Annotated in this window: 17 protein-coding genes; 8 read left to right on the top strand and 9 right to left on the bottom strand. The window is 72.7% G+C overall.

The window, feature by feature from the left end; all coding sequences use genetic code 11:
- Positions 1–135: 135 nt before the first annotated feature.
- The 7 genes from V1633_RS09725 (at position 136) to V1633_RS09695 (ending at position 8,559) form a co-directional block, all read left to right on the top strand.
- Positions 136–1,713 carry a phospholipase D family protein gene (locus V1633_RS09725; protein ID WP_331213893.1) on the top strand — a complete coding sequence of 526 codons (1,578 nt, stop codon included), beginning with the start codon at positions 136–138 and terminating at the stop codon, positions 1,711–1,713.
- A 14-nt stretch (positions 1,714–1,727) separates the two neighbouring features.
- On the top strand, positions 1,728–2,372 hold the full coding sequence (locus V1633_RS09720) for an acetoacetate decarboxylase family protein (RefSeq protein ID WP_331213892.1): 645 nt from the start codon (positions 1,728–1,730) through the stop codon (positions 2,370–2,372).
- 233 nt (positions 2,373–2,605) lie between these two features.
- The gene (locus V1633_RS09715; RefSeq protein ID WP_331213891.1) at positions 2,606–3,460 is read left to right on the top strand and encodes a helix-turn-helix domain-containing protein; all 855 of its coding nucleotides are present in this window, start codon (positions 2,606–2,608) and stop codon (positions 3,458–3,460) included.
- Between the two features lie 370 nt (positions 3,461–3,830).
- Entirely contained in the window at positions 3,831–4,313 is a 483-nt protein-coding gene (locus V1633_RS09710) for a (2Fe-2S)-binding protein (protein WP_331214195.1), read from the top strand.
- The gene (locus V1633_RS09705) at positions 4,310–5,293 is read left to right on the top strand and encodes an FAD binding domain-containing protein (RefSeq protein ID WP_331213890.1); all 984 of its coding nucleotides are present in this window, start codon (positions 4,310–4,312) and stop codon (positions 5,291–5,293) included. Before V1633_RS09710 ends, V1633_RS09705 begins: the two co-directional genes overlap by 4 nt.
- Positions 5,290–7,461, top strand: coding sequence for a xanthine dehydrogenase family protein molybdopterin-binding subunit (locus V1633_RS09700; RefSeq protein WP_331213889.1), 2,172 nt, complete (start codon positions 5,290–5,292; stop codon positions 7,459–7,461). Before V1633_RS09705 ends, V1633_RS09700 begins: the two co-directional genes overlap by 4 nt.
- Before the next feature lie 27 nt (positions 7,462–7,488).
- Positions 7,489–8,559, top strand: coding sequence for an XdhC family protein (locus V1633_RS09695; protein ID WP_331213888.1), 1,071 nt, complete (start codon positions 7,489–7,491; stop codon positions 8,557–8,559).
- A 15-nt stretch (positions 8,560–8,574) separates the two neighbouring features.
- On the opposite strand, the gene V1633_RS09690 is transcribed toward V1633_RS09695, so the two are convergent.
- The 8 genes from V1633_RS09690 to V1633_RS09655 form a co-directional block, all read right to left on the bottom strand.
- Positions 8,575–9,006 carry a hypothetical protein gene (locus V1633_RS09690; RefSeq protein WP_331213887.1) on the bottom strand — a complete coding sequence of 144 codons (432 nt, stop codon included), beginning with the start codon at positions 9,004–9,006 and terminating at the stop codon, positions 8,575–8,577.
- A gap of 58 nt (positions 9,007–9,064) precedes the next feature.
- On the bottom strand, positions 9,065–11,131 hold the full coding sequence (locus V1633_RS09685; protein ID WP_331213886.1) for a PQQ-dependent sugar dehydrogenase: 2,067 nt from the start codon (positions 11,129–11,131) through the stop codon (positions 9,065–9,067).
- A gap of 75 nt (positions 11,132–11,206) precedes the next feature.
- Positions 11,207–12,169, bottom strand: a complete 963-nt coding sequence (locus V1633_RS09680; RefSeq protein WP_331213885.1) for a LamG-like jellyroll fold domain-containing protein — start codon at positions 12,167–12,169, stop codon at positions 11,207–11,209.
- A gap of 200 nt (positions 12,170–12,369) precedes the next feature.
- Positions 12,370–13,119: an ABC transporter ATP-binding protein gene (locus V1633_RS09675; RefSeq protein WP_331213884.1), complete on the bottom strand. Its 750-nt coding sequence runs from the start codon at positions 13,117–13,119 to the stop codon at positions 12,370–12,372.
- A complete protein-coding gene (locus tag V1633_RS09670; protein ID WP_331213883.1) occupies positions 13,109–13,864 on the bottom strand; it encodes an ABC transporter ATP-binding protein in 756 nt (251 codons plus the stop codon). Before V1633_RS09670 ends, V1633_RS09675 begins: the two co-directional genes overlap by 11 nt.
- A 5-nt stretch (positions 13,865–13,869) precedes the next feature.
- Positions 13,870–15,126 (bottom strand): branched-chain amino acid ABC transporter permease, encoded by a 1,257-nt coding sequence (locus V1633_RS09665; RefSeq protein WP_331213882.1) that lies wholly within the window; start codon positions 15,124–15,126, stop codon positions 13,870–13,872.
- Positions 15,110–15,997, bottom strand: coding sequence for a branched-chain amino acid ABC transporter permease (locus V1633_RS09660; RefSeq protein ID WP_331213881.1), 888 nt, complete (start codon positions 15,995–15,997; stop codon positions 15,110–15,112). The genes V1633_RS09665 and V1633_RS09660 overlap by 17 nt, the downstream gene beginning before the upstream one ends.
- An 8-nt stretch (positions 15,998–16,005) precedes the next feature.
- A complete protein-coding gene (locus V1633_RS09655; RefSeq protein WP_331213880.1) occupies positions 16,006–17,217 on the bottom strand; it encodes an amino acid ABC transporter substrate-binding protein in 1,212 nt (403 codons plus the stop codon).
- Positions 17,218–17,353: 136 nt separating this feature from the next.
- On the opposite strand from V1633_RS09655, the gene V1633_RS09650 reads away from it, so the two are divergent.
- A complete protein-coding gene (locus V1633_RS09650; RefSeq protein WP_331213879.1) occupies positions 17,354–18,388 on the top strand; it encodes a LacI family DNA-binding transcriptional regulator in 1,035 nt (344 codons plus the stop codon).
- Positions 18,389–18,436: 48 nt separating this feature from the next.
- Here V1633_RS09650 and V1633_RS09645 read toward each other — a convergent pair whose 3' ends face one another.
- The gene (locus tag V1633_RS09645; protein WP_331213878.1) at positions 18,437–19,423 is read right to left on the bottom strand and encodes a LacI family DNA-binding transcriptional regulator; all 987 of its coding nucleotides are present in this window, start codon (positions 19,421–19,423) and stop codon (positions 18,437–18,439) included.
- Positions 19,424–19,441: the final 18 nt, after the last annotated feature.

Here is a 19,441-nt window from a genome sequence, read left to right as displayed (position 1 = left end):
CCGGCCCCACCGCCGTACCGGGTCACCCGCCGCGAGCCTGGTGAGCACGGTCGGCCCGGCGGCGATCGGGTGCGCGCGGGTGGTGACGGATCTACGGTGGAGACGACAACGCCACCGACCGGAAGGACCCACCACGTGCCACCGCAGGACTGGTTGCTCAGCGCGGCGGAACGTGGCAATCCCGACTCGGCACTGCCCGCCTGGTCCGAGGGGAACCTCGTCGAGCCGCTGATCCACGGCGCGACGTACTTCGACCGGCTGGTCACCGCGGTGCGCGCACTGCGCGCCGGTGACCACCTGTTCTTCACCGACTGGCGTGGCGACCCGGACGAGCGGCTCCGCGACGACGGGCCGACCATCGCGGAACTGCTCGCCGACGCCGCCCGACGCGGCGTGGTGGTCAAGGGGCTGATCTGGCGCTCGCACCTGGACCGGCTGGCCTACAGCGAGGAGGAGAACCGGCACCTCGGCGAGGCGGTCGAGGCGGCCGGCGGCGAGGTGCTGCTCGACCAGCGGGTACGCCGGGGCGGCTCACACCACCAGAAGCTGGTGGTGCTCCGGCACCCCGGCCGGCCCGAATCCGACGTGGCGTTCGTCGGTGGCATCGACCTGTGCCACAGCCGGCGGGACGACGCCGACCACCACGGCGACCCGCAGGCGGTACGGATGGCCCGGGCGTACGGTGACCATCCACCCTGGCACGACGTACAGCTCGCGCTGCGGGGTCCGGTCGTCGGGGCACTCGACCTGACCTTCCGGGAGCGCTGGACCGACCCGGCGCCGCTGGACCAGCACGGGCCGTTCTCCACCCTGCGGGACCGGCTCGGCGGCGCCGACCTGCACCCCGATCCGCTGCCGGACCGGCCGCCCGACCCGCCGCCGTGCGGTCCGCACCGGGTCCAGGTGCTGCGCACCTATCCGGCGATGCGTCCGGCGTACCGGTTCGCCTCGGCCGGCGAACGGAGTGTGGCCCGGGGCTACACGAAGGCGATCCGCCGGGCCCGACGGTTGATCTACCTGGAGGACCAGTACCTCTGGTCCACCGAGGTGGCCCGGCTCTTCGCCGAGGCGCTGCGGAACAATCCCCGGTTGCACCTGGTCGCCGTCGTGCCCCGGTATCCGGACGTGGACGGCCGGCTCGCCCTGCCGCCGAACCAGGTCGGCCGGGAGCAGGCGATCGCGCTGTGCCGCTCCGCCGCCGCCGACCGGGTGCACGTGTTCGACGTGGAGAACACCGCCGGCACGCCGGTCTACGTCCACGCGAAGGTCTGTGTGGTCGACGACGTCTGGTGCAGCGTGGGCAGCGACAACTTCAACCGGCGGTCGTGGACCCACGACAGTGAGCTGTCCTGTGCCGTACTCGACGACACCCGCGACGACCGGGCACCGCTCGACCCGGCGGAGCTCGGCGACGGCGCCCGGCGGTTCGCCCGCGACCTGCGGCTGAGCCTGCTCCGCGAGCACCTGGACCTGACCGACGACCGGGAGCTGCTGGATCCCGACTCGACGGTGCGGGCGGTCAGCCGGATCGCCGACGCGCTGCACGGCTGGCACGAGGGCGGTCGCCGGGGAGCCCGGCCGCCGGGTCGACTCCGTCCGCACCAGACCGGGCGGCTGCCGTGGCACCAGCGTCTCTGGGCGGTCCCCGCCTACCGCCTGGTGTACGACCCGGACGGTCGGGCCTGGCGGCACCGGCGCGCCGGCAGCTGGTGAACCGAGGAGGGCGAGTGGACTTCCCGCCGGAGCCGTGGCACCTGCGTGGCCAGATGTACGTCTCGCTCTGGTCACTGCCCCGCCGCGAGCTGCCACCGCTTCCGCCGGGTCTGGCCGGGATGGTCCGACCGGTGGTCGTCGGCGGTCGGGGCGTCGTCGGCACCGCCTGGGTCCGCTACGAGCCGGGCGGGGTGCTGCACTACCGCGAACTGCTCGCCGCGGTGCTGGTCCGGGCCGGGCTCCGGCCCCGGATCAGCATCGTCCAGATCTGGGTGGACAGTGAGACCTCCCGGGTCGGCGGACGCGAGCTGTGGGGCATTCCCAAGGAGTTGGCCGAGTTGGCGATCGAGCCGGACGACAACGGCGGGATCAGCGGCTCGGCGGCCACCCCGACCGGCCCGATCGCCCGGGCCCGGGTCACGCCGGGGCCCGGCCTGCCGGGCCGCTGGCCCGTCGCGTTCACGGTGGCCCAGTTGCTCGCCGCCCGGCTGCGTACCACCCCGGTGCGCTGCCGTGCCCGGATCGGCGGCGCCTCCTCGACCTGGCAGGTCGAGCCGGGCGGACCGCTGGGCTACCTCGCCGGCCGCCGGCCGCTGCTCACCCTGGCGGTTCGCGACTTCCGGCTGGTCTTCGGCTCGGCCGACCCACACCACGGCTGATCGGACGAGGCGGGCCGGCCGACACCACGGCTGATCGGGCGAATGGTCCGGCACCGCAGCTGCCCGGACGATCCGCCCGGCCACCTCCTGACCGGGCGAATGGTCCGGCACGGATCCGCGCAGGGTCGGACCGGCTATCCGTGGATAACCGGTCCGGGTCGGCGGAGAATGGAAAGCGACCGACGGAAACGGACGGCGCCGCCCGGGCGCAACGGCGGGATCGGTGGGCGGAGATGGAGCGAGCGGAACTCGGTGTGTACCTGCGCCTCCGGCGCCAGCAGTTGCGGCCCGACGACGTGGGCCTGGTCGCCGGCGGGCGGCGCCGTACGCCCGGTCTGCGGCGCGACGAGGTGGCCCTGCTGGCGAACGTGTCGACCGACTACTACGAACGGATCGAGCAGGGGCGGGGTCCCCGCCCCTCGCCGGCCACCCTCGCCGGGATAGCCCGGGCCCTGCGACTCGACACGGACCAGCGGGACCACATCTACCTGCTGGCCGGCCAGCCGCCGCCACGGACGTACTCCCCGTCGCCGTCCGCCGAGCCCGCGCTGATGGGCGTCCTGGAGGCACTCGCCGCACCGGTACCGGCGCTCATCGCCGACAACCTCTACACGATCGTCGCGCAGAACCCCCTCAACGTCGCACTCCTCGGGTCGCTGGCCACCGCGCCGGGCCGGCGGAACAACTTCCTGTGGCGCTGGTTCACCGACCGGCCGTGGCGGTCGGTCTACCTGGCGGAGCAGCACGACGTGCTCGGCGCGTACTACGTGGCCGACCTGCGCGCCGCCGTGGCGTGGCGCGGCCGGGACGCGGCCGCCGTGGAGTTCGTCACCGAGCTGTCCGAGGCCAGCCCCGAGTTCCGGCGGATCTGGGACCGGCACGAGGTCAACGTCAAACGGGCCGCCCGGAAGGTGCTCATCCACCCGGTGGTGGGACGGCTGGACCTCGAGTGCGAGAACGTCCTGGGCGCGGACTCCGGGCAGCGGCTCGTGCTCTTCCGCCCACAGCCGGGCACCGGCACCGACGACCGGCTGGAAATGCTGCGCGAGCTGCACCAGGAGACCTGTCCGGACGCCGCCCGGCGCTGACCGCCCAGGTACGTCCCGGCCATCCCCGGATCGACTGTACGACCATCGGTCGCCTCCGCGGCCGAAGAATCGGTGGTGACGCCAGCCGGGATCGGCTGCGGTCCCCGACCCGGATCCCGCCCTTCCCCGCCGCGCCGCCGGCACCCGGTCGGCCTGGCCGGGTCGCCGGCCCGGTGGCGTCGTCCGGCGGGTCTCCACACCCGCCGGACGAGGAGCGAATCGCATCCCGAGGAGGCGACCAGTGCCCGATCCGAACCCGACCACCTACCGGCGCCGTACCGTCCTGAAATCCGGCGCCGCCGTCGCCGCCGGAACCGTGGTCGCCCCCGGTGTGGCCGGCTCCCCGGCCCCGCCCGGCCCGACCGAGACGGTGCCCCCGGACGGCGTCGCCACCGTCACCCTCACGGTCAACGGCGCACGACACCGGATCGCCGTCGAACCCCGGGTCACCCTGCTGGACGCGCTGCGTGACCGGATCGGACTGACCGGCGCCAAGAAGGGCTGCGACCGGGGCGAGTGCGGCGCCTGCACCGTGCTCGCCGACGGCGAGCGGATCAAGTCCTGCCTCACCCTCGCCGTGATGCGCCAGGACCAGGAGATCACCACCGTGGAGGGTCTGGCTCGGGGCGACGAACTGCACCCCGTGCAGGCCGCCTTCATCCGGCACGACGCGTTCCAGTGCGGCGGCTGCACTCCGGGCCAGATCATGTCCGCGGTGGCCTGCGTCGCCGAGGGCCACGCCGGCTCCGACGAGGAGGTCCGCGAGTGGATGAGCGGCAACCTGTGCCGGTGCGCCTGCTACCAGAACATCGTCGCGGCGGTCCGCGACGCCGACGCGGAGCTGCGCGGATGAGGGCCTTCGGCTACACCCGGGCGGCTGATCCGGCCGAGGCGACCCGGCTGGCCGCCACCACGCCCGGTGCCACGTTCGTCGCCGGCGGCACGGACCTGCTGAACCTCATGCGGGACGGTGCCGAGCGACACGAGCATCTGATCGACATCAACCGGCTCGACCTCGCCGAGGTGACCGTCGACCACGCCGGTCTGCACCTCGGCGGGCTCGCCCGGATGCGCCGGGTCGCCGAGGACCGGCGGGTCCGCGTGGACTTCCCGGTGCTGGCCGAGGCGCTGCTCGCCTCGGCCTCGCCACAGGTGCGCAACATGGCGACCATCGGCGGCAACCTGTTGCAACGCACCCGGTGCGGCTACTTCCGGGACCCGGGCTCCGCCTGCAACAAGCGGGCCCCGGGCAGCGGCTGCCCGGCCCAGGCCGGGCACAACCGGGGACACGCCATCCTGGGCGGCAGCGAGCACTGCATCGCGACACACCCGTCCGACCTGGCGGTGGCGTTGGTGGCAGTCGACGCGACGGTACGGCTGCTCGGTCCCACCGGCCCACGACGGGTGCCGGTCGCCGACTTCTACCTGCTGCCGGGCGGCACGCCGGAGCGGGAGACCGTACTGGGCCACGATGAGCTGATCACCGGGGTGGACGTGTCGCGGGGTCGGCTGGCCACGCACTCGGGTTACCTGAAGCTGCGGGACCGGGCCAGCTTCGAGTTCGCCGTGGTCTCGGTGGCGGCGGCCCTCGACCTGCGCGGCGGCACCGTGCACGACGTACGGCTGGCGTTCGGCGGGGTGGCACCCAGGCCGTGGCGCTCCACGGCGGCCGAGGCGGCGCTGCGCGGGCGGCGGTTGACCCCGGAGGTACTCGCCGACGCCGGCCGGGCGCTGGTACGCGGGGCGGTCCCCCGGGAGGAGAACGGGTTCAAGGTGGAACTGGTACAGCGCGCGTTGGCCGGCATCCTGACCGAGCTGGGAGGCCGGCGATGAGTCGACTGGTGGGACGGGACGTGGAGCGGGTCGACGGCCGGGCCAAGGTCACCGGCGCGGCCCGGTACGCGGCGGACCAGCCGGTACCCGACCCGCTGCACGGGTACCTGGTGCTCAGCACCATCGCCCGGGGCGAGGTGACCGGTATCGACACCACGGCGGCCCGGGCCCGCCCCGGCGTGGTGGCGGTCCTCACCCACGCGGACCTGCCGAAGCTGACGGTGCCCGGGTTCCCCTACCTGAAGGGGTTCATCCCGATGCAGGACACCCGGATCCACCACGACGGACAGCCGGTGGCGCTCGTCCTCGCCGAGACCTGGGAGCAGGCCCGCGAGGCGGCCGGCCTGGTCCGGGTGGACTACCGGGCGGAGACGCCGAAGGCCGTGATCGCCGACGCCGCCGAGGAAGCCATCCTGCCGCGGATGTTCCGGGAGAAGCCGAACGAGTTCCGGCGCGGCGACCCGGAGGCGGCGCTGGCCGGGGCCCCGGTGACGGTGGACGTGACCTACACCAGCCCGACGCACCACCACAACCCGATCGAGCCGCACGCCAGCACGGCGGTCTGGGAGGGCGGCCGGCTGACGCTCTACGAGACGGCACAGGGCGTCAACGCCACGCGGGGCACGGTCGCCGACATCCTGGGTGTGCTGCGGGAGAACGTCCGGGTCGTCTCCCCGTACCTCGGTGGTGGTTTCGGCACGAAGAGCCCGACCTGGCCGCACACCGTCCTCGCCGCCGTGGCCGCCCAGCTGGTCGGCCGGCCGGTACGGATCGTGCTGACCCGGGCCCAGATGTACACCTCCGTCGGCCACCGCTCGCAGTTCCACCAGCGGCTACGGATCGGCGCGACCCGACAGGGCCGACTCACCGCGATCAGCCACACCAGTACGGCCCAGCTCAGCCGGACCGACGAGGGGGTCTTCAACGTCAGCGAGTCCAGTCTGCTGCTCTACGCCTGCCCGAACGTGCACGTCCGGCAGCAGGGCGTCCGGTTGGACCTGCCGACCTCCAACTACATGCGCTCGCCGGAGATGAGTGCCCACTTCGGGCTGGAGACCGCGCTGGACGAGTTGAGCCACGCGCTCGGCGTGGACCCGCTCGAACTGCGGCTGCGCAACCACACCGACGTCAACCAGCAGACCGGGCAGCGGTTCAGCAGCAAGTACCTGACCGACTGCTACCGGATGGCCGCCGCCGCCTTCGGTTGGTCCCGTCGCGACCCGAGGCCGGGGGCCACTCGGGACGGCGACGAGTTCGTCGGCTGGGGCATGGCCACCGAGACGCACAGCTACGGCCACTTCCCGGCGACCGCGGGGGTGACCGTCGGCACCGACGGGCGGGCCGCCGTGCGCCTGGCCACCCAGGACATCGGCACCGGGACGTACACGGTGGTCAGCCAGGTCGCGGCGGAGGCGCTCGGCCTGCCGCTGACGCACGTCACAGCGATGATCGGGGACACCGCGCTGCCGGTGGCCGGGCTCTCCGCCGCCTCCGCCACGGTCGCCAGCGTCACCGGCTCGGTCGACCAGGCGGCCCGGCTGGCCCGGGACGCGGTGGTACGGCTGGCCGTCGCCGACGCGCGGTCCCCGCTGTACGGGCTGCCGCCCGGGCGGGTGGTCTCCGGACACGGCGACCTGGTCGACCGGGAGCGGCGCGACCGGCGGGACAGCTACCGGGCGGTGATGGGCCGGGCCGGCCGGCCGGTCGAGGTGACCGGCACCGTGCCGAACGTGCCGGGCCACGCCTACGGGGTCGTCTTCGTCGAGGTCCGGGTCCATGCCCGGTACGGCCGGGTCCGGGTGACCCGGGTGGTGACCGCCCACGACGCCGGCCGGGTGCTGAACCGTCGGACCCTGCGCGGCCAGGTGCTCGGCGGCGTCACCTGGGGAATCGGGTACGCCCTGACGGAGCGGACGGTGCTGGACCGCCGGACCGCCCGGGTGGTGAACGCCAACCTCTCCAGCTACCTCCTTCCGGTCTGCGCCGACGTGCCCCGCGTCGAGACGCTCTTCGTGGACCGGAAGGACCCGGTCAGTACGGCGCTCGGTGCCCGGGGGTTCGGCGAGACCCCGATCACCGGGGTCCCGGCGGCGATCGGCAACGCGATCTTCCACGCCACCGGCCGCCGCCTCCGGGACCTGCCCTTCACCCAGGACAAACTCCTGTAGGTGAGACCCCTGCGGGAAGGAACAGTGATGCTCGAACTCGCGACCGACCTGGCGCGGTGGGCGCGGCAGGGTCGCCGGTACGCGGTGGCGACGGTGATCGCGGTCAGCGGCAGCGCGCCCCGCCAGCCGGGTGCCGCGCTGGCGGTGGACGCCGACGGCGCGGCGCTCGGCACGGTGTCGGGCGGGTGCGTGGAGGGCGCGGTCTACGAGCTGTGCCGGGAGGCGCTGGTCTCCGGACGGTCGAGCACCCACCGGTTCGGCTACTCCGACGAGTCCGCCTTCGCGGTCGGGCTCTCCTGCGGCGGCGTCATCGACGTCTTCGTCCAGCCGATGCCGCCGCTGCCCGACGTCGGGCCCGACGGGTCGGTGACCGTGGCCCGGGTGGTGGAGGGCCCGGACCGGCTGCTGGGGCGGGCGGTGCAGGTACGCGGGGGCCGGCTGGTGGGGACGTTCGGGATCGGTGCGCTGGACCGGGCGGTCGCGACCGCCCGGGGCACCTCGCTACGGCGGATCCCCGCCTGCGAGTCCGGGCCCGAGGTCGTCCTCTTCGTCGAGACGACCGCGCCGCCGCCCCGGATGCTGGTCTTCGGTGCGCTGGACGTCGCGGCCGAACTCGGCACCGTGGGCGCGTTCCTCGGCTACCGGGTCACGGTCTGCGACCCCCGGCCGGTCTTCGCCACGGCGCAGCGGTTCCCGGGCGTCGAGGTGGTGGTGGACTGGCCGCACCGCTACCTCGACGGCACCGCCGTCGACGACCGGACGGTGATCTGCGTCCTCACCCACGACCCGAAGTTCGACGTCCCGCTGCTTCGCCGCGCGCTACGGATGCCGGCGGCATACGTCGGTGCGATGGGCTCGCGGCGTACCCACGAGGAGCGGCTGCGCCTGCTACGCGCGGCGGGCGTCGAGGAGGATGCCCTGTCCCGGCTGCGTTCCCCGGTCGGGCTGGACCTCGCCGCGGTCACGCCGGCCGAGACCGCACTGTCGATCGGGGCGGAGATCGTCGCCCGGCTGCGGGGCGGCAGCGGGTTGCCCCTGACCGGTCTGGACGGGCCGATCCACCGGGTCGGCCGGGAGAACGCCGGGGTCGCGCTCTGAGCCCGACGCCGATCGTCAGTCCTGCAGCGGGTGGGTGGTGAGCGGTAACAGCACGAACCGTCCACCGGCGGGGTCGCGGAACACGACCTCGTCGTACGCGTCCTCGATCCGGGTCTGCTCGGTCGGCTCGGGCGCCGCGCCGTACCGGGTGCGGGGTTCGGTACGGCGGACCAGCTCGACGACGGTGGCGCCCAGCGTCGGCAGCACGCCCGGATCCTGCCGGGGTGAGCGCCGGACGAAGTCGTCGACGGTGGTGACCGCGCCCACCACCCGCCGCGCGCCACCGTCGGGTGTACGCAACCGCACCTCGATCGTGAGCTGGGCGATCGGGTTGTGCGCCCGGGCGCCCGCCAGCGTGTCGAACCGGGCCGGGCCGGCGTACTTGTCGGGCGTGTTCCACCACCACAGGGCGTCGACGACGGATCCGACCGGGACGAGCTCAGGCATGATGATCATGGTAGACGGACGACGGACCCGCCGCCTCGACGGCGGGCCCGCCGAAGGATCAGGCCGGCGTACCGCGTACCGTCAGGTCACGCAGGCTGCCGACGTTGTCGAAGGAACCGAAACCGACCCGGCCGGACTGGAACGTGGTGTCCCGGGCCGTCATCAGCGGGTCCTTCGCGCCGTCGAGGTAGACCGCGATCTCGCCGGTCGCCGGCAGGTGCTTGACCCGCACCTCGTGCCACTCTGCGTCGGTGATCGCCGGGGCCGCCCCCTCCGAGCGGCCGTTCCACTGGTAGTCGAGCCGTTCCCGGTCGGCGTTGTTGACCTTGAAGATGCCGTTGTGCGGCAGGATCGTGTTGTCGGTGGAGACGTGCGCGTAGTAGAACTCGGTGTCCGACTGCCAGCCGAAGATGATGATGACGTCCCGGTTGGTCACCTCGACCGGGGTGTCGAGCCGGACGTCGGCCCGGATCTCCACCGCGCCGAGCCGCGGCCCGGCGGTCAGTACCGCGTACTCGAACGGACGACGCGGGCCCGGGCGCTGTACACCGGCCTCGGCGAGGATCACCCGGTCACCGGTGAACCGCCACTTCGACGGGGTGACCGGTGCCCAGTTGCTCGGGCGCATGGTGTCCCTGACCTTCGTGGCGCCGACGTTCGCGGCGGCGTACTCCCGGGTCCCGGTCACCTTCCAGATCTTGCCGTTCGCCTTGGCCAGCAGGTACAGCTCACCCTGGGCGTCGGTGCCGAAGCGCAGGTCCACCCGGTTCGGGTCGCCGGGCGCCCCGGGCCCGGAGAGGTCCTGCATCCGGACCGGGTCGCCGGCCGCGTCGAAGAGCGCGAGCCGGTGGATCGGGGCCAGGTCGCGGCCCCGGCGCATCTGGTCGACCTCGGTGTAGAGCACCCGGCCGTCGACCAGGTCACCGAAGACGTACTTGCCACGCAGCGCGGGTACGTCCCGACCCCGGTAGACGAAACCGCCGGCCACCGCGACTCCGACGTCCGAGGTGCAGTTCCAGCCGGGTGCCGGCTCGTGGTCGTACGCGGCCACCGGGTACGTGTAGCCGTACTGCGCGTCGTCGGCCGGGAGCGGGAAGATCTTGTCGCAGGGGGCGGTCGACGTCTTGTCGAAGACGAAGGAGCCCTCCCGCTCGCTCCAGCCGAAGTTGTCGCCGGCCTTCACCTCGTAGATCGCCTCGATGGCGTGCTCGCCGATGTGACCGAGGTACATCTTGCCGGTCCTGCGGTCCCAGCTGAACCGGTGCGGGTCCCGCATGCCGACCGCGTAGATCTCGCCGATCGCGCCGGCCCGGCCGACGAACGGGTTCGACGGCGGGATGCCGTACCGGCCGTTCGGGGCGTTGGTGCCGAGCGGGTCGATCCGCAGCAGTTTGCCGTGCGGCATCGCCAGGTTCTGCGGGTCGGTGTTGCGGACGCCGATGCCGCCGTCACCGGCCGCGATGTAGAGCAGCCCGTAGTCGGCGTCGCCCCGGCGCGCGGTCGGGTCGAAGTTGATCTCCTGGATGCCGTGCACCTGGCCGCCGAAACCGATCCGGAGCACCTCCCGGTGCGTGCCGGCGAAGGTCTCCGCCGTCGGGTCGGTGGCGGTCCACTCGGTGATGATGCCGTGGTAGACCACGCCGCTCTGCACGTAGTCCGGCACGGCGGTCGTCGAGGAGGCCGCCTCGGTGTGCACCGTGTAGAACTTGCCGTTGCGGGTGAAGTCAGGGTGGAAGGCGACGTAGCCGAAGCCCTGGCCGAGCCCGCGTCCGGAGAAGAACCGGGGCGCGAAGGTGGCCGCGACGTCGAGGTAGACGTACGGCGCGCCGCCGTCCCGGACGAAGTAGAGGGCGCCGTTCAGGTCGGGCACCGCCCGCCGTCCGGAGCCGTCCGGCACCTCCATGATGGTGTTGATCCGGGCCTGCCGCATGAGCCGGGCGTCCGTCGGGGCCGGCGTCGGCTCCGACTTCGGGAACGCGGCGAACTCGGTGAGCACGAGTCCCAGCCGCGACTGGATCTGCTGTTCCGGTACCGGGTCGTAGATCGGGTCGGCGGCCTGCGCCGGCCCGGTGCCGACCAGGGTGGAGAGGACGAGGGCGGCGGCGGTGAGCGAGGCCGCCGTCACGGATCTGCGGACGCGACGAGGAGAGGTGCGCACGCGGGTCACTCCAATCTCGGGGACGGTATTCGGTGGGTGGGGTCAGCGACGTCCGGTCACGTGGCGGTACTGCTTCTCGACCTGACGGGCGGTGACGACCCGGTCGAGGAACATCAGCGAGTCCATCCGGCAGTCGCAGGGGTTCTGCTCCCGGGTGTCCTGCGGGAAACTGCCACCGATCTTGATGCCACGGGGGTCGGTCGCCGTCGTACGGTGCTCGCCCGGTCCGGCCACCAGCCACGGATCGTCGGTACGGGTGTAGAAGCCGTCGATCGGCTTCCCGTTGCGGTAGAGCGCCAGGGTGCCGTCGGTGAAGTCGAACGTGGCGGCGAGGAAGACCCACTCCCCGACCGGCAGCAGGGTCCGCCAGTCCTCGCTCGCCGCGTACGTCTGTGAGTTGCCGCCGTCGAGGCGCCGGCCGAGGGCGACCAGGCGCAGTTCGCCGTTCACGTCGATGAGTTCGAGCAGCGCGCGGACGCCGTGCCCGTCGGAGTCACCGGTCAGTACACCGGCCAGCCCGATGGCGTTGAACCGGTCGTCGGGGTTCGCGGTGTTGGAGTTGGGCTTCGGGTTCTCGCCGGTCATCTTGACCCAGCCCATGACGGTGATGCCCTCGACCGCGTTGAACGCCCGCAGGCTCGGTACGCCGGTCGCCGAGTAGATCCCGGCCTTCCAGTCGTCGTTGCCGGCCTCGGTCGGGCTGAGCTGCCGGGTCTGCAGGGCCCGCCCGCTGCCGGGATAGGCATGGTCCGGCACCCGCATCGCGGCACCGCCGTTGACCAGGTCGATCGTGGTGCCGGACCGGCCCTGGTCGGCTTCCCTGCCGGGCTCGCCCCGGACCGGGTGGTCGAAGTCGTAGAAGGCGACGAGGTGGTGTCGCAGGGACGGGTGGACGTCGCGTGGCTTCTTGCCGCCGGCCTGTGCCGGCGGCACGGCCACGCTGCTGACCAGTACCGCCGCCAGCAGGCCGGCGGTGGCGGCGACAGCGCGCCGGGATCTCGACATCGCGTACACCTCTCTCGGGTACGGCGGTGCGGGTGACGCTGGTGGAAGCGCTTTCCGCGACCGCGTCGAACTATGGAGTTGTGCGGTTGGTGCCGTGGGGGGGGGGGGGGGGGGGGGGGGGGCGGCGCCCCGCCCCCCGGGCCGCGGGGGGGGGGGGGGGGGGGGGGCGGGGGCCCCCCCCCCCCCCCCCCCCCGACGGGTCAGCGGTTCGCCGGTGGCCGTGGCTCGGCGGGCCGGCCGCCGAGGTAGAGCTCACCGAGCTGCGGATCGGCCAGCAGTTGCGGCGCCGGCCCGGAGATGTGCACCCGCCCGAGGTCGAGCACGCAGCCGAGGTCGGCGGTCTCCAGCGCCCGCCGGGCGTTCTGCTCGACCAGCAGTACGGCGGTGCCCGCGTCGCGCATCCGGACGACCTGCTCGAAGACCGTGCTCGTCGCCTTCGGGTCGAGCCCCATCGAGGGCTCGTCGAGGAGCACGACCTTGGGGTTGACCATCAGCGAGCGGGCGAACTCGACCTGCTTCTGCTGCCCGCCGGAGAGCAGCCCGGCCAGTGACCGCCAGCGCTCGGCGACGACCGGGAAGAGTTCCTTGACGAACTCGACCCGCTCCCCGATCACCGACTTGTCACGCAGTGTGTAGCCGCCGAGGAGGACGTTCTCGGCCACCGTCATCTCCTGGAACACACTGTGTCCCTGGAGTACGTGGGCCACCCCGGCGGCGAGCATCCGTTGCGGCCCCTGGCCGGTGACGTCGACCCCGCCGACCAGGATCCGGCCGGACCGGGGCTTCAGCAGGCCGCTCGCCACCTTGAGTACGGTCGACTTGCCGGCGCCGTTCGGGCCGACGAGGCAGACGATGGTGCCGGACTCCACCGACACGGAGAGTCCGCGCAGCACCGGGGCGGCACGGCCGTAGCCGGCCTGGATGTCGACGAGTTCGATCTCAGACGCCAAGGTACGCCCCCAGCACCCGCTCGTCGGACCGGATCACCGACGGCGGCCCCTCGGCGATCGGCCGGCCCCGGTCGAAGACCACGATGTGGTCGCTGATGCTCATCACCAGATCCATGTTGTGCTCGACGATCACAAAGGTCCTCCCCTCCGCGTTGAGGTCCCGCACCAGTGACCCGATCCGGTCGAGCAGCGCGGGGTTGACCCCGCCGGCGGGCTCGTCCAGCAGCACCGTCTCCGGGTCGCTCATCAGTACGCCGGCCAGCTCCAGCAGCTTCTGCTGCCCCCAGGACATGTTCCGGGCCTCGACGTCGGCCAGGTGCTCGATGCCCAGCCGGGTCAACCAGCTCCGGGCCCGGTCCACGTCGGCCCGGCGGTGTGCGCCGCGCAGCTTCGCGACGAGGCCGCCAGGACGGGCCGCGACCAGGACGTTGTCCAGCGCCGACATCCGGGGGAAGACCCGGCAGAGCTGGAAGGTACGGCCGAGGCCGGCCCGGGCGACCACGTGCGGTGCCCGACCGGTGAGGTCCCGGCCCCGGTAGCTGACCTGGCCGCTGTCCGGCCGGATCATGCCGGTCACGCAGTTGAAGAAGGTCGTCTTGCCGGAACCGTTCGGCCCGATCAGCGCGTTGACCCTGCCGGGCTGGAAGGTCACGCTGGCCGCGTCCAGGGCGCGTACCCCGCCGAACGCCTTGGTCAGCTCCGCCGTCTCCAGGCTCCGTGCCGACTCCGGGCTCTGCTCACCCATCCCGCTCACCTCGCGTCCCGTCCGGTCGGTTCGGCGTCCGCCGCCGGCCCGCCGTCGACCGGCGGTTCGGCGTCCGCCGCCGGCTCTTCGGCGGTGCCGGCGGCGACCCGCTGTCCGGGCGGCTCGGCCACGGCACCCTGGCCGGCTTCCCCACCGCCCCGCTGGGCGCGCAGTTCGGCGGCGGTGACCTCGCGGATCGACGCCTGTGTCGGCCGGAGGAAGCGGTTGAGCAGGGTACCGAGCGCCGGCAGGACACCGTCCGGCATGAAGAGCACCACCAGGGCGAGCAGCACCCCGGTGGCGACCAGGTGCAGCTGGGTGTCGCCGAACTCCACCTTGAAGTACTCCAGCGCGATGCCGACCACCAGCGCGCCGACCAGCGGACCGAACAGTTGGCGTACGCCGCCGAGCAGCGCCATCAGCACGAGGTAGGAGCCGGTCAGGATGGAGAACTGGAAGACCGGGTCGAGGTCGCCGAACCAGAGCGCGTAGAGCCCGCCGGCCAGTCCGGTGAAGCCCGCCGAGATGACGAAGACCACCAGCTTGTAGCCGAAGGTCGGGGTGCCGAGTGCCTCCGCCTTGTCCTCGTCCTCCCGGATCGCCTTCAGCCCGAGGCCGAACCGGGACCGGTCGATCAGCCACCAGACCAGCAGGGCCAACCCGAGCAGGGCGGCGAACAGGTAGAAGAAGGCCCGGTGGTGTTCGGGACGGAGCAGCCCCGGGAACGGCCGCGGTACGACCAGTCCCCGCGACCCGCCGGTGAACGACGCCCAGCTCTGGAAGACCAGGAGCAGGATCAGCACCAACGCGATCGAGACGATGACGAACGAGGCACCCCGGACCCGCAACGCGGCGTACCCGATGGGCACCGCGAGTGCCGCCACCAGCAGGCCGGCGACGGCGAGCGCGACGAAGCTCGGCAGGCCGGCCCGGACCACCAGCAGTCCGGTGGCGTAGCCGCCGAGCCCGGCCAGCGCGCCGTGGCCGAGCGAGATGTAGCCGGTGAAGCCGCCGACGAAGTTCCACGACGTGGAGAGCACCGCGTAGTTCAGCACCACGACGCCGGCGGAGAGGATGTAGGGGTTGGGGGCCAGTGCCGGGAACGCCAGCACGCCGGCGACGAGGACCAGGATGGCCGCGCCGTACAGCAGCCGGCCGAGCCGGCGTCGGCCCGGGTCGGCCGCGACCGGTCCGGGCGGCGTCGACGTCGTGGCCGGCGCGGTGCCAGCGGCCGGGGTCAGGGACTCAGAAACGCTGGGCAAGCCGACCTCCGAAGAATCCCTGGGGCCGGAACGCCAGCGTCGCGAAGAGCGCGATGTAGAAGACGGTCTGCGCCCAGGTCGTACCCATCGGGATCTGCAACAGGCTCTGCAGCAGGCCGAGCAGCATGGCGGCGGCCGCGGCCCCCGGTACGCTGCCCAGCCCACCGACCACGATGATCGCCATCAGTGGGCCGATCCAGTGCCAGTGCAGCGACGGGTAGATGGTGGTGTCGAGGGCGAGGGCCGTGCCGCCGACCGCCGCCGTGGCGAGCCCCAGACCGAAACCGAAACCGGCGACCCGGTCGGTGTCGATCCCGACCAGCCGCGCCGCGTCCCGGTGCTGGATGGTGGCCCGCAGCGCCCAGCCGAAGGTGGTCTTCTTCATCAGCAGGTAGAGCGTCAGCAGCGCCACCCCGGCCAGGGCGAACGCGATCAGTTTCACCACCGCGATCCGGGCGCCGAACAGACCGAAGCTCGCCGAGCCGTAGCCGAGCTGGATCCGCCGCTGGGTGCCGCTGAAGACGTACCCGAGCAGGCCCTCGATCAGCAACGCGATCGCGAAGGTGAGCAGGACCGACATCATGGTGAGCGTCGCTGGACGCAGCCGGGCGAGCAGCAGCCGCTGCAGTCCGACCCCGATGCCGAAGAAGAGCGGCACCGTGACGATCATCGACAGCAGCGGGTCGACGCCGAGCCGGCTGTGCGACCACCAGGCCAGGTAGGCGGCGAGGATGAGGAACGCCGAGTGGGCGATCATCACCACCCGCATGATGCCGAAGTAGAGCGTCAGGCCCGCTGCCAGGAGGGCGTAGAGCCCACCCAGCAGCAGGCCCAGGACGACGCTCTGCAGGAGCAGTCCCCCGGACGGCATCCGCTACCTCACCAGGCCGGCTTCGGGTAGACGAACTCGGCTTCCTTCGCCTCGGCCGGCAGCACGATCTGGATCTGCCCACCGACCCACTGCTGGATCATGTGCGCGCCCTGCGGCTTGCCGGTCGCGTCCCAGGTGAGCGGGCCGACGACGGTGTCGACCTTGTTGCTGTGCAGCCAGTCGACCAGCTTCTTCTGGCACTCGCCCTGTTCGGCGCAGCCGACGGCGGTGACGGCCGCGGCGACGACCTGGCCCGTGGTGTACGCGTTCGCCTCGTCCTCCTCCGGCGGTGAACCGAACTGGGCCGTGTACTTCTCCACGAACTCCACGTTGCTGGGGTACGGCGCCTTCTGGGTGTAGCCGGTCGGCGAGAGGATGCCCTCGGTCTTGTTGCCGATCGCCGCCGCGAACTCGGGGTTCGTCGGCGCGGTCGAGAAGGCCGCGAGTTTCGGCTGGTAGTTGAGCTGCTGCAGGGCGACGATCAGGTTCACCCCGTCCTGGTACTGCGAGCCGCCCACCACGATGTCGGCCCGGGCCGAGGCGATCTTGGCGGCGATGCTGCCGAAGTCGGTGGTGTTCGGCGGGTAGACCTCGTTCACCACGGTCCGTACGCCGCCGGCCTCCAACTTCGCCTTCAGCCCGTACGCGGTGCCCTGGGCGAACGGGTCGTCCATGGCGGCGTAGGCGGCGGTCTTCGGCCGCTGGTCGGCCGGGAGTGCCAACAGGTACTCGGCGAGGTGGTTGTAGTGGTCGTCGGCGACCGCCGGGGCCGCGTAGAACAGGTTCTTGAAGCCCTGCTCGAAGACCTCCTTCGCGGCGCCCGCCGGCTCGACGAAGAGCATGCCGTACTCCTCGGCGACCCGGGCGGCCGGTACGACGAGGCGGGTCGAGAACGGACCCACCACGATGTCGACACTGTCCTTGCCGATCAACTGCTCGTAGTCGGCGACGACCCGGTCCGCGTTGGACTGGTCGTCGAGGATCTTCAACTCGATCTGGCGGCCGAGCAGGCCACCCTTGTCGTTGGTGATCTTCGCCCAGGCCTCGTAGCCACGTTGCACGCCCTTGCCGGGCTCGGAGAAGTCACCGGTCAGCGGAAGCGAGATCCCGACGACGATCGGATCGTCGCCGGAGCCCGACCCGCCGCCGTCACCACTGCAGCCTGTCAGCGCGAGTGCTACCGCCGCGCCGAAAGCCGTTGCCCATCGTGTGCGTGTCACTCGGGATGTCATCCCAGGACGCTCCTTTGCACCAGGACGAAAGCGCTTACGAAAGCGCTTTCGTACCCTAAGCTGTGTGCTGCGTCACGGGCAACGGTTACAGCGGCTGTATCTGATGTTTCTGGGGAGTTAACGGATGCCCAAGCCCGGCCCGAGATTGCGCCTGGTCGATGTCGCCGAACGCGCCGGCGTCTCCCTGGCGACCGCGTCCCGCGCCCTGGCCGGCCGGGACGGCGTCAGCGCGGAGGTCGCCGACCGGGTCCGGCAGGTTTCCCAGGAACTCGGTTACGTCGCCAACCCGTACGCCCGCACCCTGGCGGGTGGCGCCAGCTCGACCGTCGGCCTCGTCGTGCACCAGATCGACGACCCGTACTTCTCGGAGATCGCCGGCGGCGTCATCCAGGTCGCCGGCGAGCAGGGCCTCCTGGTCCAGATCTGCCACTCCGGCCGGAACCCGGAGCACGAACTGCGGCAACTGCGGCACCTCATCGCCCAGCGGGTGGGCATCATCCTCATCGCCGGCTCCGGCTACGCCGACCCCCGGGTCGAGGCCGAGGCCAAGCAGGAACTGGCGACGTTCCAGGACCTCGGCGGACGGGTCGCCGCGATCGGCCGGCACTTCCTCGGCGTCGACGCCGTACTGCCCGACAACGAGGCCGGCGGCCTGGCGCTCGGCGAGCACCTGCTCGGGCTGGGACACCACCGGATCGCGGTCGCCGCCGCCACCGGCGGGCTCACCACCGTGCTCGACCGGCTGGCCGGAGTGGACGCCGCCCTCCGGCGGCACGGCCGGTCCCTCGACGAGCTGCCGATCGTGCACAGCGACTTCACCCGCGACGGCGGCCGGATCGCCGCCGAGCAGATCCTCCGGGACCACCCCGAGACCACCGCCATCCTCGCGCTGAACGACTCGATGGCGATCGGCGTCCTGGCCACGCTGCGGGCGCACCGGATCGCCGTGCCGGAGCGGATGTCGGTGGTCGGGTTCAACGACGTCTCGGTCGCCTCGGACCTCGCCCCCAGCCTCACCACCGTACGGCTGCCGATGACCGACATGGGACGGATGGCGCTCGACCTGGCGCTCAAGCCCCGGTCCCGACGGGCCCGGCGGCGCTCCACCGGGCACACCCTGGTGATCCGCGACTCGACCGGGCCCGCACCCACCCGCTGAACGGATCCGCCCGGCTCCGGCACCGCTGGTGCCGGCCCCGCCTCCGGCTCAGGCGCTGTCCCGCCGGACCAGGGTCGACGGGAAGACCCTGCTCGACGGGACCCCGCCCTGCGTGAGCACCGCCTCGACCGCCGTGGCGACGATCCGTTCCACCGGGTGGGTCGCCGTGGTCAACGCGGGTGCGCTCAGTGCCGCGTACCCGATGTCGTCGAACCCGGCGACCGCGACGTCCGCCGGCACCTGGCGGCCCGCGTCCCGCAGGGCCGCCAGCGCGCCGAAGGCGGTGGCGTCGTTGATCCCGAAGACGGCGTCGGTGTCCGGCCACCGGTCCAGCACCGTGCCGGTCGCCCGCCGTCCGCTCGCCGCCGAGAAGTCACCGGCGACGAGCCGGACCGGCAGCCCGGCGGAGTTCACCAGATCGCGGTACGCCTCGACGGGCCGACGCGCGCAGGGCATCCAGGCGGGTCCGGCCACCATCGCGATCCGGCGCCGCCCGGCGCGGTAGAGGTGCTCCAGCACGGCGGCCGCCCCACCACCGTTGTCGACGTCGAACGACGGCACCATCCGGGACCCGATGCCGATCGAGACCACCCGGCCGCGAAACGCCGACGGCACCCCGTCGAGCGCCGCCTCGGTGGTGTTGAACAGCACCACCCCACGAACGGTACGGTCGTCGAGCATCCGGTCCAGCCGGGGCGCGTCCCGGGGCAGCCACCGCAGGGAGACACCGACCTCGTACGGCATTGCGGCGGTCGCCGCCGCCGCGACCGCGCGGTGCACGTACGGATCGTCGAGCACCCGGGCGGAGGTGCCGACCACGGCGAGGACGACCCGGAACCCGGACCGGTTCACCAGCGACCTGGCCGCCTGGTCCGGCCGGTAGCCGAGCATCCGTACCGCGGAGTGGACCCGGTCGCGGGCGGTTGCCGAGGCCGGCCCGGACCCCGAGATGACCCGGGACGCCGTGGACCGGGACACCCCGGCCGCCTTCGCCACGTCCTCGAGCCGTGCCTGCCGCTCCTGCGGTGCCCGCATCGTCGATCCCTCCCTGCT

The sequence above is a fragment of the Plantactinospora sonchi genome (assembly GCF_036422035.1).
GTDB classification, from domain to species: Bacteria; Actinomycetota; Actinomycetes; order Mycobacteriales; family Micromonosporaceae; genus Plantactinospora; species Plantactinospora sonchi.
The sequence above is the reverse complement of the archived record's forward strand: the minus strand, read 5'-3'. Positions and strand labels throughout refer to the sequence as shown.

Excerpts from the sequence above, each read along its gene's own strand:
- V1633_RS09715 (WP_331213891.1), top strand. The coding sequence starts at position 2,606 with ATGGAGCGAGCGGAACTCGGTGTGTACCTGCGCCTCCGGCGCCAGCAG.
- V1633_RS09705 (WP_331213890.1), top strand. The coding sequence starts at position 4,310 with ATGAGGGCCTTCGGCTACACCCGGGCGGCTGATCCGGCCGAGGCGACC.
- V1633_RS09700 (WP_331213889.1), top strand. The coding sequence starts at position 5,290 with ATGAGTCGACTGGTGGGACGGGACGTGGAGCGGGTCGACGGCCGGGCC.
- V1633_RS09695 (WP_331213888.1), top strand. The coding sequence starts at position 7,489 with ATGCTCGAACTCGCGACCGACCTGGCGCGGTGGGCGCGGCAGGGTCGC.
- V1633_RS09690 (WP_331213887.1), bottom strand. The coding sequence starts at position 9,006 with ATGCCTGAGCTCGTCCCGGTCGGATCCGTCGTCGACGCCCTGTGGTGG.
- V1633_RS09680 (WP_331213885.1), bottom strand. The coding sequence starts at position 12,169 with ATGTCGAGATCCCGGCGCGCTGTCGCCGCCACCGCCGGCCTGCTGGCG.
- V1633_RS09670 (WP_331213883.1), bottom strand. The coding sequence starts at position 13,864 with ATGGGTGAGCAGAGCCCGGAGTCGGCACGGAGCCTGGAGACGGCGGAG.
- V1633_RS09660 (WP_331213881.1), bottom strand. The coding sequence starts at position 15,997 with ATGCCGTCCGGGGGACTGCTCCTGCAGAGCGTCGTCCTGGGCCTGCTG.
- V1633_RS09650 (WP_331213879.1), top strand. The coding sequence starts at position 17,354 with ATGCCCAAGCCCGGCCCGAGATTGCGCCTGGTCGATGTCGCCGAACGC.
- V1633_RS09645 (WP_331213878.1), bottom strand. The coding sequence starts at position 19,423 with ATGCGGGCACCGCAGGAGCGGCAGGCACGGCTCGAGGACGTGGCGAAG.